The organism is Qaidamihabitans albus (assembly GCF_016464705.1).
Classification (GTDB): domain Bacteria; phylum Actinomycetota; class Actinomycetes; order Mycobacteriales; family Pseudonocardiaceae; genus Qaidamihabitans; species Qaidamihabitans albus.
On record NZ_JAEHOB010000001.1, the window covers coordinates 97994 to 110717 of the forward strand.

A 12724-nucleotide genomic window follows, 5' to 3' on the forward strand; every position below is an offset into this window, starting at 1 on the left:
ACGGACCGGACGCGGCAAGGCCCGGGCCGCCCCCGAATCGCGGCCCGGGCCTCTTCCCCGTACCCGGTCGGTGCCGATCCCCGAATCCGCCGGGCGTTTCCCTGTGGTGGCTCTGGTTGCTAGGCGTCCCGCCGTTTCGCCGTGGCGATCGCGACGGCCAGCAGCACGACCGCCGTGCCGGCGAAGTAGGCCAGTGCCCAGCCCGGGCTCAGCGGCGAGGTGGACAGCGGTGCTCCGGCGTCGGCCGCCCGGCCCGCGTTCGACGCGCCGTCGCCGGTCAGGAACTTGTTCGCGACGTTGAACGGCATCCACTTGTAGATGTCGTCACCGATGTTCGGGATCAGGCTCACCAGGTCCTCGACCGCCAGGGTGTAGATCAGCAGCAGCGAGATGGCGCCTGCGCTGTGCCGCACCAGGATGCCGACCGCGACGGCCATCACGGCGGCCAGCGCGTAGATCGGGCCGACCCCGGCCACGTTGATCCAGTCGGCGGTGCTGTTCAGCGCGAGGTCGAAGTCCGGTTGCAGCAGCACGGAAAGGCCCCAGCTCGCGAAGGCGACGATCTCGCCGATCACCAGGGCGAGCAGCGCGACCACCACCGTCTTCGCCACCAGCGCCGCGGTGCGGTTGGGAATCGCCTGGAAGGTGGTGCGGATGGTGCCGAATCGGTACTCGGTGGTCACGGCCAGCGCCGCGAGCACCATGACCACGGCCAGGCCGAAGAAGTACCCGAACTGCGTGGTGGCCACCGTGGCCGGGAACTGTTCGTTGGCGTTGCCGACGATGAGGGCGGTGAAGCCGACGGTCGTCGCGAGTGCCACCAGCGCGCACCACCACGGTGAACGCGTGCTGAACAGCTTGATGCGCTCGACTGCGAGCAGAGTCATTGTTCTCCCCGGTTCTGAAAGTCGGTACGTGTTCGTCAGCGGGCGGTGGGTTCGAGTACCTGGGCCACCTCGGCCTCGATGCCGGTGTGGTACTCGACCGAGTCTCCGGTGATCTGCATGAAGGCCTGTTCGAGCGAGCCCTGCTGCGGGCTCAGCTCGTGCAGCACGAGGCCGTTCTCCGCGGCGATCTCACCGATCTTGGCGCTGTCCATTCCGGAGACGATGAGCCCGTCCTCGGCGGCGGTGAGCTCGGCGCTGGCCTGCTCCAGCGCGTCGCGCAGCCGGTCGTTCTGCGGGCTGCGCACCTTGACCGTGTTCTCGCTGGCGCGGGCGACGAAGTCGGCCGTGCTGCTCTGCGAGATCAGCTTCCCCCTGCCGATCACGACGAGCTCGGTGGCGGTCAGTGCCATTTCGGACAGCAGGTGGCTGGAGACGAACACCGTGCGACCCTCGTCGGCGAGCCGGTGCATGAACTTGCGGATCCACAGGATGCCTTCGGGGTCCAGACCGTTGACCGGCTCGTCGAACAGCAGCACCTCCGGGTCGCCGAGCAGCGCGGCGGCGATGCCGAGGCGCTGCGACATCCCGAGTGAGAAGCCGCCGGCGCGCTTGCCCGCGACGCTGGTCAGGCCGACGATGTCGAGTACCTCGTCGACTCGCCGCTCCGCGATCTGGTTCGACTTCGCCATCCAGTTCAGGTGCGCCCTTGCGGAACGGTTGGGATGTACCCACTTCGCGTCGAGCAGCGCACCGACCGTCCGGAGTGGATGGTGCAGCTCGTGGTAGCGCTTGCCGTTGATCGTCACCCGGCCAGCGGTGGGATTGTCCAGACCGAGGATCATCCGCATCGTGGTGGATTTGCCCGCGCCGTTCGGGCCGAGGAATCCCGTGACCCGCCCGGCGGCGACGTCGAAGGACAGGTCGTCGACCGCGGTGGTCTTGCCGTACCGCTTGGTGAGGCCTCGTGCCTCGATCATCTTTCCCTCCTCGGTGCGGCTGTCGCCGCAGTGACGCGTGGTGACTGCCGTGGTTCCCATGGTCTCGTCAGGCAGGGGCCGCGCGCGTCATCCCGTGGACCGAACTTCTTCCCCGCCTGTGGTCGTAGCTTGGCTGATCAGGCGGCGCAGGGCGATCGGGAATGACCCTGACCCGGACCCTGAACTTGCGGCGGAACGAACTGCGGGGTCCGCGGTTGCCAGAATTAATGAACGGTGGTCCAATAACTAGATGGCCCGCCCGCGCAGCATCACCGACGAACGGCTCCTCGCCGCGGCCGCGACAGTGATCGGTCGTTGCGGCCCGGGTTTCACGCTGGCGCAGGTGGCCGGGGAGGCCGGTGTCGCGGTGGGCAGTGTCGCGCAGAGGTTCGGTTCCAAGCGCGGGCTGTTGTGTGCGCTGAGCAGGGCGGGCACCGAGGGGGCCGTCGGGCGGATACGGGAGGTCGCCCGTACCGCCGCGAGCCCGGCGACCGGGCTGCGGGACGCGCTCGTGGGCATCTACTCCGGACTGGGCAATGCCACCGATGCCACCGATGCCACGACGGTGGCCAACCACCTGGGTCAGCTCGGCGCCGATCTCGGCGATCCCGAGCTGCGCGGCCTGCTCGGCGAGCACTATGCGGCGCTGGAACGGGAGGTCGGCGCTCTGGTGCGCGCGCTCACCGGGCCGGGTTGGCGGGGGCCCGCGCCGGACCGGGCGGCGCGGCTGCTGCTCGCGCTGGCGAACGGGGCGGCGCTCGACTGGTCGGTCCGGCCACGTGGTGGGCTGGTCACCCGGTTGGAACAGGACATCGACGCGGTAGTGGGGAGCTGGCAGGAATGAGCGGGAAAGCGCCGGGCAAGGTCGCGGTCGTCACGGGCGCGACGCGGGGCTGCGGCCGGGCGATCGCGGTGGAGCTGGGCCGGCTGGGGGCGACCGTGTTCGTCACCGGGCGCACGACCCGGGAACGCCGCTCGCCCATCGGCAGGCCGGAGACCATCGAGGAGACGGCCGAGCTGGTCGCCGCGGCCGGCGGCCGGGGGATCCCGGTCCGCTGCGACTTCACCTCCGTGTCCGAGGTGGACGCACTGCGCGACCGGATCGAGTCCGAAGTGGATGGCAGACTGGACGTGCTGGTCGACGACGTGTGGGGTGGCGACCCGTTCGTCGACTTCGGCTCCGCCTACTGGGACTCGGACCTGGACCGGGCGCTGTCGGTGGTCCGCAACGGGGTGGAGACGCACCTGATCGCGCTGCACCGGTTGCTGCCGCTGCTCGTGCGCAGGCCAGGTGGTCTGGTCGTCGAGGTCACCGACGGGGACAACGACGACTACGTCGGCGCGGGCATCCCGTACTACCTGGTGAAGTCGGGCGTGCGGGCGCTCGGCAGGGCGCTCGGTGCCGAGCTGGCCGAGCATTCGTGTACCGGGCTGGCCGTGTCGCCCGGTTTCCTGCGCTCGGAGGCGATGCTGGAGCACTTCGGCGTCACCGAGGAGAACTGGCGCGACGCGGTGACCGATCCGGCGATCCCGGACGGGCCGGACTTCGCCGTGTCGGAGACGCCGTACTACCTGGCGCGCGGGGTGGCGGCACTGGCGACCGATCCGGATGTGGCCCGCCTCGCCGGGCGGACGCTGGCTTCGTGGACGCTGATGCACACCTACGGCCACACCGACCTCGACGGCAGCAGGCCGGACTTCGGCCGGTGGTTCCGCGAGGTGCATCAGGCCGGCCGCGACCCACGCACCGTCGACGCGACGGCGTACCGCTAGCGCACCGCCCGCGAGTCCCCCACTGGAGCCCGCGAGTTCTGCATCCATGCCCGCGAGTTCCCCGCTCGCGGCACCGTCCGCTCGCGGCGCTCGCGGCCCGAACGCGGAACTCGCGGGTCTGAACGGGGGACTCGCGAGGTCAGGAGGTGCCGGGGCGGGCGAGGCCGGTCTCGTAGGCGAGCACCACGGCCTGCACCCGGTCCCGCAGGTCCAGCTTCGCCAGTATCCGGCCGACGTGCGTCTTCACCGTCGCCTCGGAGAGGAACAGCCGCTCGGCGATCTCCGTGTTCGACAGCCCTTTCGCCACCAGCGCGAGCACCTCACGTTCCCGTTCGGTGAGCACGTCGAGCTCGGCCGCGTCGCGCAGCGGCACGCCGCCCGAGCCGACGAAGCGGTCCAGCAGCCTGCGCGTCACCGACGGCGACATCACCGCGTCCCCTTCGGCCACCGCACGCAGCGCCGACACCAGGTGGTCCGGCGGTGTGTCCTTGAGCAGGAAGCCGCTGGCCCCGCCCTGCAGCGCCGAGTAGACGTACTCGTCGAGGTCGAAGGTCGTCATCACCAGTACCCGCGACGTGCCCTCCCCCACGATCAGCTTCGTCGCCTCCACGCCGTCGAGCACCGGCATCCGGACGTCCATCAGCACCACGTCAGGGCGCAGCTCCCCGGCCAGCCGCACCGCGGCGGCGCCGTCGGCGGCCTCGCCGACCAGATCGATGTCGGGCTGCGCGCCGAGCACCATGCGGAACCCGACGCGCATGAGCTCCTGGTCGTCGACGACCACGACTCGGATCATGTCGTCAACCTAACGGGCAGTGAGGCCCGCACCCGCCAGCCGCCACCGAAGTCGGGGCCCGCGGTCAGCGTGCCGCCGAAGACGTTCGCGCGCTCGCGCATGCCGATCAGGCCGTTGCCGCCCGGCACGGGCCCGGATCCGTCGGTCGGGACCAGCGACCGTGCCCTGCCCGCGCCGTCGTCGCTCACCTCGACGTGCACCGTGTCGCCGGTTTCGGCGGTATCGGTGGCCCCTGACCGCCACACGCGCACGTGTGCCCGGGCGCCCTGCCCGGCGTGCTTCAGCGTGTTCGTGAGCGATTCCTGCACGATCCGGTACACCCCCAGCGAGACGCCGGCCGGGATGTCGGCGAGGTCGTCGCCGAGGTCGAGCTGCACCGGAAGCCCGGCCGTGCGCATCCGGTCGGCCAGCTCCGCAAGCGCCGCCGCGTTGGGCTGCGGCACCCTCGGCTCGATCCTGTTCTCCTCGTCGCGGAGCACCTCGAGCAGCCGCCGCAGCTCCGCCAGCGCGCCCCGGCCGGTCTCCGAGATCGTCCGCACGGCGCGCTCGGCGATCTCCGGGTTGGAGCGGATCGCGTACGATGCGCCGTCCGCCTGCACCACGATCACGCTCACCGCGTGCGCCACCACGTCGTGCAGCTCCCTGGCGATGCGGCCGCGCTCCTCGCCGACCGCGATCCGCGCGGCCTGGTCGCGCTCGGTCTCCAGCAGGTGCAGCCGTGCCTCCACCTCCGCGTGATAGGCGCGACGCGCACCGACGAACTCGCCCAGCAACCAGCACAGAGCCATCAGCAGCACGGTGACGACCGAGCTGACCAGCCAGTCCTCGCGGTTCTGAACGCCCAGCTGCACCACGCTGGCGGCCAGCATCAGCCCGAAGTAGAGCGCACCCTGGCGGCGCCCCACGTAGACGATCACGCTGTAGACGCTGATCCCGCTCGCGATGAGGCTGGACACGCCCAGCTCCAGCCCCGCGTGCACGCCGCCGACGACCAGCACCGCGTAGGCGACCGTGAGCGGGTACCGCCGCCGGAACACCAGCGGCAGCACCAGCGCGGCGTCGACCGGCAGCGCGACGAACCACGGCTTCGGTGGGACCTCCTCGGTGGCGTTGTTGATCGCGAAGAAGAGGATGTCGATGAGCAGCAGCAGTCCCGCGACGATGCTGTCGCCCACCATCGGATGGGCTCGCATCCACAGGCTGAACCGGCGCACCCGCTCACCGTAGGTCGCGGGGCCGTGCCCACGCGTCCACCTGCGGTCGCACATTCGGTGCGAGCACGGGATGAGCCGCATGGCACGATTCGGAGTCGAGACCTGAGAGGGGGCACGGTGACGGCAGCGGAGCAGGGGCGGCCCGCGGGGCCGCTCTCGGTTTCGGTCGCCAACCTGTGCCGCCGGCTGCAGCCGCAGGTCTCCGCGCGTACCGCGGCCGGGTTCGCCGAGGTGCTGCGCAGGCTCGGCGGCCCTCTGCAGGTCGCCGTCGCCGGCCGGATCAAGTCCGGCAAGTCCACGCTCGTCAACGCGCTGATCGGGCGGTGCGTGGCGCCCACGGACATCGGTGAGTGCACGCGGCTGGTCACCCGTTTCCAGTACGGCACCGTCGACCGGATCGAGGTCGTCTTCCACGACGGCCGCAAGCAGGTGCTGCCGTTCGCCCCGGACGGGATGATCCCGGCCGATCTCGGCGTGGACGTCGCCGAGGTCTCCCACCTCGAGGCGTACCTGACCAGCGCGGTACTCCAGGGCATGACCGTGATCGACACGCCAGGGCTCGGCTCGCTCGACGCGGCGTCGGTGTCCCGGACCGAGCAGCTGCTGGCCGGTGGTGACCGGGCCAAGGGCACGGAGGACACGGACGACACGGAAGGCTCGGACGAGCTGGACGACACCTCGCGCAGTGCCGTCGCCGGCGCGGAGGCCGTCCTCTATGTCGTCACCCAGGGCGTCCGCGCCGACGACCAGCAGGCGCTCGCGGCGTTCACCGCGGCTACCGCGAGCCGCGAGGCGGGCCCCGTCAACGCGATCGCTGTGCTCAACAAGGCCGACACGATCCCGCCCGAGTCGGTGGAGGGTGCGGACGGCGACGTCTGGAAGGCGGCCACCGTGCTCGCCGGAAAGCAGGCCGAGCTGCTGCGGCCACGGGTCGCGGACGTGCTGCCGATGATCGGCCTGCTCGCCGAGTCGGCCGAGTCCGGCCGCTTCACCTCGGCCGACGCGGACGTGCTGCGCCAGGTGGCCGCACTGGAGGACGAGGCTCTGGAGATGATGCTCATCTCGGCCGACATGTTCACCAGCTGGGAGTGCGACGTGCCGGCGGGGGTGCGGCTACGCCTGCTGGAGAAGCTCGACCTGTACGGGATCCGGTGCGCGACCGAGGCGATCCGCGCCGAGCCGGGCATCACCGCGGGCGCTCTGCGCCGGACCCTGCTGGACTCCTCCGGCCTCGCCGCGGTGCGGGGCAGGCTGAACACGGTGTTCGCCGCCCGCGCGGACGGCATCAAGGCGGCCGCCGCGCTCGCGTCGGTCACCGCGCTGGCCCACGCCTCGGGTGACCAGGCCGAACGTCAGCGCGTACACGACGCCATCGAGGTGCTGCTCGCGAAGCCGGAGGCGCACCAGCTACGGCTGCTGGAGGCGCTCACACTCGTCGCCTCCGGCGCGGTGGACATGCCCGAGGACCTCGCCGACGAGGTACTTCGGGTGGGCAGCAACGCCGATATCGCGGCCCAGCTCGGCAAGCCCGGCGGTGCGCGGGCCGACCTGGCGGTGTACGCGCTGGAACGGGCAGGCTGGTGGCGCTCGTTCGCCTCCTTCGGGGCCACGCCCGCGCAGAGCCGGGTGGCGCACGTGGTGCACCGCGCGTACTTCCTCATCTGGCAGCAGCTCCGGGACCCGACGGGAGGCCGACGTTGAGCGTGTGGTTTCGCAAGGGCAGGCAGGACACCGAGGACATCCAGGCCACCCAGGGCACCCAGGGCACGGACGAACCGACCGGCCAGATTCCGGCCGAGATGATCGCGGACGCCGATCGGGGAACCGAGCCGGAGTGTGCCGCGTCGGAACCGGATGTGGAGCCCGTAGGACTTGCCGCAGGCGGCCGGATCGAGCACGACCAGGCGCTCGCCGACCGCCAGGCGCTCATCCAGCTGTGTCTGTACGCGCTCGACCGGGCGCGCAGTGGTGGCGTGGCCGAACGTCTCGAACAGGGCCTCGCGGGGATCGGCGTGCGCGCCCTGCGGCCGGACGGGCAGCGGTTCGATCCGGCCCAGCACGAGGCGGGCGGTGCCGTGCCGACCGCCGACGCCGGGCTGGAGGGGACCATCGCCGAAACCGAGGTGGTGGGTTTCGCCGACCACGACCGGCTGCTGCGTGCCCCGGTGGTGACCGTCTACACCCGCCGTTAGGGGCCCGCGATACTGTCCGGGCCGTGACCACGGCTTCCCCGCTCGGCAAGCCCGCGCTGCCCGCCCAGGTCAGGCAGGCCCGCGAAGCTCTGTTGGCCCTGTTGCGCAACCTCGACCCGCAGGCCGCGAAATGGGTCGAGGACCAGCGCCGCGCCCGGAGCAAGAAGCCGACGGTCGTCGTGGTCGGCGAGACCAACCGCGGCAAGAGCTCGCTGGTCAACGCCCTGCTCGCCGCACCGGGGCTGTCCCCGGTCGACGCCGACGTCGCCACCGCGACCTACCTCGTGTTCGACCACTCGCCGGAATGGCTCGCGCAGGCGTGCTACCCGGGCCAGCTCGCTCCGGTGGGCTTTCCGCTCGACGAGCTCGTCCGCTGGGTATCGGCGTCGCACGAGCTGCCCGAGGGCCAGCTCCCGCCGCGGCACGTCGAGGTCTCCGGCCCCGTCCCGCTGCTCGAACGGGTCTCGGTGGTGGACACGCCGGGGGTCGGCGGCCTGGACTCGGTACACGGCGAGCTCGCCATCGAGGCGTCCGCCAACGCCACCGCACTGCTGTTCGTCGTCGACGCGTCGGCCCCTTTCACGGCCAGTGAGCTGGACTTCCTGCACCGCATGTCAGACCGGGTCGAGACCGTGCTCTTCGCCCTCTCCAAGGCCGACCAGTTCCGTGGCTGGCGGGAGGTGCTCGAGGCCGACCGCGAGCTGCTGGCCGAGCACGCCCCCCGGTTCGCCGACGCGACGTTCCACCCGGTATCGGCGCGCATGTTCGAGCTGGCGGACCGCGCGCCGAACGAGCAGGCGGCCGGAATGCTCCGGGAGAAGTCCGGGGTGGCCGAGTTGCAGGGTGCCCTGCAGGAGATGCTGCTCGGCCGTTCGGTGATGCTCGGCGAGGCGAACACCCTACGTGCGCTCTCCAGTGCGCTCGGTGAGCAGCACGCCAGGCTCAATGCGGAGCGCAGGGCGCTCTCCGCGGGCGAGGCAGAGGCCGAGAAGCTGCGGGAGCGGCGCGACGAGCTCGCCGCCGAGCGCCGGTCCTCCACTCGCGGCTGGCAGCTGAAGCTGCGCGGCGAGGTACAGCGGACCCGCGTGGAGATCGGGCACGAGGCCAGTCGGCAGATGCGCGACGCCCAGTCGCACTTCCGGCAGCTGATCGACGCGGCCAAGCGCGAGGAGCTCGCCGCGCTGCCGCAGCAGGTCGACATCGCCCTCCAGACGATCTCGCAGCGGGTGTCGGCGATGCTGGCGCAGCGGCTCAACCAGGTCACCGACGTGGCGCTGTCCGAGCTGTTCTCGGCCGAGGAGCTCGACATCATCCGTGCCCAGTTCGCCCGTGCGGGCGGGCCACCCGTGGTGCTGCGGCCTCCCGACAAGCGGCCGCCGACGGCCGAGGACAAGCTCCTGGTGTTCATGGGCGTGTCCGGCGGGGCGGGCGCCGCCAAGCTGGCCGCGGCCCCGCTGGCCGGCTTCGTGCTGTTCAACCCGGTGGTGCTGCCCGCGACGATCGTGATCGGCCTCGGCGCAGGCTGGTGGATGGCCCGCACCCGCAGGCACGCCGCCGACAAGCAGCACACCAAGCAGTGGCTCGTCGAGTCGATCGCCGACGCCCGATCGACACTGGACCAGCTGGTGGCCGAGCAGCTCATCGAGGCCGAGCAGCAGCTTTCGCTCGCCCTCGACGACGCGCTGAGCAGGCGGATCGAGGCGATCGAGGCCGAGCTGAAGGAAGTCGACAAGACGATCAAGATGGGCGCGCAGGAGCGGGCGAAGCAGCTCTCCCTGGTGACCAAGCAGGTCAAGGAGGTCGCCGAGGGCCGGGAGCGGGCGGAGAGCTTCCTGCTGCGGATTCGCACGCTGCGTGACCGGCCGCGGGACGGATGAGCAAGGCGGCGCGGAGCGCCTCGTCCGGGAGTGGTGGCCGGGTGACGGGTGGGATGGTGCCGGGAACCGAACCGGAATACCGTGAGTCCTACTAGCCGAGAAGTCGATGAGCCTGACCAGAGGGGGAGTTCCCGTGTGGGTCGACGAGAGTGGTGGAACGGACACCGCTGAGACCACTGGCGCCTCGGACGAGATGACCGTCACCGTCGAGGGTGAGGAGTACTCCGCCGACGTCAACTTCGACATCGACGACGACGGTGTCGAGGACACGGCGGTCATCGAGCACGCCGACGGCAGCGGCCAGGCATTCGTCGACAACGACGGCGACGGCGCGGCCGACGAGTACATCCAGCTCGACGCGGAGGGCAACGTCCTCGCGCACGCCGAGTACGACGAGGCGAGCGGGGACTGGGTCTCGGTCGAACCGGGCGGCACGGGCACCGAGAGCCCCGGCACCGAGACCGGCGCGGGCGGCACGATCACGGCGGACATGCCGAACGGGGAGGTGGAGGTCGGGCCCGCCACCGTGGACACCAACGAGGACGGGGTGAACGACACCGCCGTCGTCGAGGACGCGGACGGCAACACCATCGCCTTCACCGACGTCAACGGTGACGGCGACGCCGACGTCGCGGTCATCATCGACTCGAACGGCGACTCGACCGTGTACGAGCACACCGGTGACGGCGAATGGACCGAGGCCGACGATGCGGGCGCCGGGACGGGGGACGCAGGCGGCAGCGATCGCCTCTGGGGTGGCGGCCAGGAGCCCGTCGAGGGCGTCGCCAAGATCGACTCCGCGACCGGGCAGTGGATCAGCCAGAACTGACCCGGACAGCGCACAAACCCATATCGGACAATACGGCGAAGGCCCGACACAGATCTGTGCCGGGCCTTCGCCGTGCTGTGCGGGAAAGTCTTTCGTGCTGGCGCGATTCAGCGGCATCTGAATCGATTCCCTTATCGTTCTTGTGAGAGAACCGACAGGTCAGGGCTCGGTTCCCGAGGTGTCGCCCCGCTACTCTCAGGGAATCCCCAAACGTCCACACCGCATGGCGGTGTGTTCCAGCCATTCGGTCGCCGGCAACGAAGCCCGCACCCGGACAACGAGGTTCGGTGTGGGCTTTTGTCGTCGAAGTCAGGAGTAGAGATGACTGCAGTAGCCATCCCCGGTCTGGACAAGGCGCCCACGAGCCACAGCGGCGTGCTGTCCTGGGTACGGGAGGTCGCTGAGCTGACCAACCCGGACCGAGTGGTGTGGGTGGACGGCTCCGACGAAGAGGCCGAACGGATCAACGCGGAACTCGTGGCGGCGGGCACCTTCGTGCCGCTGAAGGCCAAGCCCAACTCCTACTGGGCGGCGTCCGACCCGAGCGACGTGGCGCGAGTTGAGGAGCGCACCTTCATCTGTTCCGAGCGGGAGTCCGACGCCGGGCCCACCAACAACTGGATGCACCCGGACCAGATGAAGGCCACCATGACCGAGCTCTACCGGGGCTGCATGCGTGGTCGCACGATGTACGTCATCCCGTTCTGCATGGGCCCGCTCGGCGACGACAACCCGAAGCTCGGCATCGAGATCACCGACTTCGCCTACGTCGTCGCCTCGATGCGGGTGATGACCCGGATGGGCAAGAAGGCGCTGGACAAGTTCGTGAAGGAGGACGGCACCGAACGTGAGTTCGTGCCCGCCCTGCACTCGGTCGGCGCGCCGCTGGAGCCGGGCCAGCAGGACGTGCCGTGGCCCTGCAACGACACGAAGTACATCACCCACTTCCCGGAGTCGCGCACGATCTGGAGCTACGGTTCCGGCTACGGCGGCAACTCCCTGCTCGGCAAGAAGTGCTACTCGCTGCGTATCGCCTCGGTGATGGCGCGCGACGAGGGCTGGCTCGCCGAGCACATGCTGATCCTCAAGCTGATCTCGCCGGAGAACAAGGCCTACTACGTCGCGGCGGCGTTCCCGAGCGCCTGCGGCAAGACCAACCTGGCGATGCTGCAGCCGACCATCCCCGGTTGGCGGGTCGAGACGCTCGGTGACGACATCGCGTGGATGCGCTTCGGCAAGGACGGCCGCCTGTACGCCGTCAACCCCGAGGCCGGCTTCTTCGGTGTCGCGCCGGGCACCAACTGGAAGACCAACCCGACCGCCATGCAGACCATCGAGAAGGGCAACTCGGTGTTCACCAACGTCGCCCTGACCGACGACGGTGACGTGTGGTGGGAAGGCATGGAGAACAAGCCGGCGCACGCGACGTCCTGGAAGAAGCAGGACTGGACGCCGGACTCGGAGGAGCCCGCCGCGCACCCGAACTCGCGGTACTGCACGCCGATGTCGCAGTGCCCGATCCTCGCGCCGGAGTGGGACGACCCGAACGGCGTGCCGATCTCCGCCATCCTCTTCGGTGGTCGCCGGGCGACCACGGTGCCACTGGTGAACGAGGCCCGCGACTGGCAGCACGGCGTCTTCATGGGCGCCACCATGTCGTCGGAGAAGACCGCCGCGGCGGCGGGCAAGGTCGGCGAGGTGCGGCGCGACCCGATGGCGATGCTGCCGTTCCTCGGCTACCACGCCGCCGACTACTTCAGGCACTGGCTCGAGGTCGGCAAGGGTGCGGACGAAACCAAGCTGCCCCGGATCTACTACGTCAACTGGTTCCGCCGGGGCGACGACAAGCGTTTCCTGTGGCCGGGCTTCGGCGAGAACTCGCGCGTGCTGAAGTGGATCGTCGGGCGGATCGAGGGCACCGCCTCGGCCGCCGAGACCCCGGTCGGCCTCGTGCCGAAGGCGGAGGACCTCGACACCGACGGGCTCGCCGAGCCACTCGAGGACATCCAGGCCTCCCTGGACGTCGATCCCGAGGAGTGGCGCCACGAGATCCCGATGATCGAGGAGTGGTTCGCCAAGATCGGCGACAAGGTTCCCGCCAGCCTGCATGACGAGCTGGAGGCGCTCAAGCAGCGCCTCGGCTGAGTTCCCGTTCGTGGTGCGGGCCGCCTTCGGCAAA

General features: G+C 70.4%; 11 protein-coding genes. 7 read left to right on the forward strand and 4 right to left on the reverse strand.

The genetic code is table 11. The features are described from left to right. Positions 1 to 119: 119 nt before the first annotated feature. Positions 120 to 887 (reverse strand): hypothetical protein, encoded by a 768-nt coding sequence (locus tag JAP66_RS00465; RefSeq protein ID WP_199428979.1) that lies wholly within the window; start codon positions 885 to 887, stop codon positions 120 to 122. A 35-nt stretch (positions 888 to 922) separates the two neighbouring features. After that, entirely contained in the window at positions 923 to 1864 is a 942-nt protein-coding gene (locus JAP66_RS00470; protein WP_199428981.1) for an ABC transporter ATP-binding protein, read from the reverse strand. 250 nt (positions 1865 to 2114) lie between these two features. Between JAP66_RS00470 and JAP66_RS00475 the strand changes: the two genes are divergently transcribed. Both JAP66_RS00475 and JAP66_RS00480 read left to right on the forward strand, forming a co-directional pair. Continuing rightward, positions 2115 to 2708, forward strand: a complete 594-nt coding sequence (locus JAP66_RS00475) for a TetR/AcrR family transcriptional regulator (RefSeq protein ID WP_199428983.1) — start codon at positions 2115 to 2117, stop codon at positions 2706 to 2708. Further along, positions 2705 to 3637, forward strand: a complete 933-nt coding sequence (locus JAP66_RS00480) for an SDR family oxidoreductase (RefSeq protein WP_199428992.1) — start codon at positions 2705 to 2707, stop codon at positions 3635 to 3637. The genes JAP66_RS00475 and JAP66_RS00480 overlap by 4 nt, the downstream gene beginning before the upstream one ends. A gap of 139 nt (positions 3638 to 3776) precedes the next feature. Here JAP66_RS00480 and JAP66_RS00485 read toward each other — a convergent pair whose 3' ends face one another. Together JAP66_RS00485 and JAP66_RS00490 are read right to left on the reverse strand one after the other, a co-directional pair. Continuing rightward, complete coding sequence (locus tag JAP66_RS00485) at positions 3777 to 4433, reverse strand: response regulator (protein ID WP_199428994.1); 657 nt, start codon at positions 4431 to 4433, stop codon at positions 3777 to 3779. Beyond that, a complete protein-coding gene (locus tag JAP66_RS00490) occupies positions 4430 to 5626 on the reverse strand; it encodes a sensor histidine kinase (RefSeq protein WP_443706203.1) in 1197 nt (398 codons plus the stop codon). Before JAP66_RS00490 ends, JAP66_RS00485 begins: the two co-directional genes overlap by 4 nt. Before the next feature lie 138 nt (positions 5627 to 5764). On the opposite strand from JAP66_RS00490, the gene JAP66_RS00495 reads away from it, so the two are divergent. From JAP66_RS00495 to JAP66_RS00515, 5 genes are all read left to right on the forward strand, one after another. After that, entirely contained in the window at positions 5765 to 7348 is a 1584-nt protein-coding gene (locus JAP66_RS00495; RefSeq protein WP_199428996.1) for a dynamin family protein, read from the forward strand. Continuing rightward, positions 7345 to 7839 (forward strand): nucleotide exchange factor GrpE, encoded by a 495-nt coding sequence (locus JAP66_RS00500; protein WP_372448921.1) that lies wholly within the window; start codon positions 7345 to 7347, stop codon positions 7837 to 7839. The genes JAP66_RS00495 and JAP66_RS00500 overlap by 4 nt, the downstream gene beginning before the upstream one ends. Positions 7840 to 7862: 23 nt before the next feature. Beyond that, complete coding sequence (locus tag JAP66_RS00505) at positions 7863 to 9716, forward strand: dynamin family protein (protein ID WP_199428998.1); 1854 nt, start codon at positions 7863 to 7865, stop codon at positions 9714 to 9716. A 133-nt stretch (positions 9717 to 9849) separates the two neighbouring features. Further along, positions 9850 to 10545 (forward strand): DUF6802 family protein, encoded by a 696-nt coding sequence (locus JAP66_RS00510; protein WP_199429000.1) that lies wholly within the window; start codon positions 9850 to 9852, stop codon positions 10543 to 10545. A gap of 321 nt (positions 10546 to 10866) precedes the next feature. Further along, the gene (locus JAP66_RS00515; protein ID WP_199429002.1) at positions 10867 to 12690 is read left to right on the forward strand and encodes a phosphoenolpyruvate carboxykinase (GTP); all 1824 of its coding nucleotides are present in this window, start codon (positions 10867 to 10869) and stop codon (positions 12688 to 12690) included. The last annotated feature ends 34 nt before the right edge of the window (positions 12691 to 12724 follow it).

What these genes read in the sequence shown, in the direction of transcription:
- JAP66_RS00465 (WP_199428979.1), bottom strand. Translation starts at nt 887, where the DNA reads ATGACTCTGCTCGCAGTCGAGCGCATCAAGCTGTTCAGCACGCGTTCA.
- JAP66_RS00470 (WP_199428981.1), bottom strand. Translation starts at nt 1,864, where the DNA reads ATGATCGAGGCACGAGGCCTCACCAAGCGGTACGGCAAGACCACCGCG.
- JAP66_RS00475 (WP_199428983.1), top strand. Translation starts at nt 2,115, where the DNA reads ATGGCCCGCCCGCGCAGCATCACCGACGAACGGCTCCTCGCCGCGGCC.
- JAP66_RS00480 (WP_199428992.1), top strand. Translation starts at nt 2,705, where the DNA reads ATGAGCGGGAAAGCGCCGGGCAAGGTCGCGGTCGTCACGGGCGCGACG.
- JAP66_RS00485 (WP_199428994.1), bottom strand. Translation starts at nt 4,433, where the DNA reads ATGATCCGAGTCGTGGTCGTCGACGACCAGGAGCTCATGCGCGTCGGG.
- JAP66_RS00490 (WP_443706203.1), bottom strand. Translation starts at nt 5,626, where the DNA reads ATGCGAGCCCATCCGATGGTGGGCGACAGCATCGTCGCGGGACTGCTG.
- JAP66_RS00515 (WP_199429002.1), top strand. Translation starts at nt 10,867, where the DNA reads ATGACTGCAGTAGCCATCCCCGGTCTGGACAAGGCGCCCACGAGCCAC.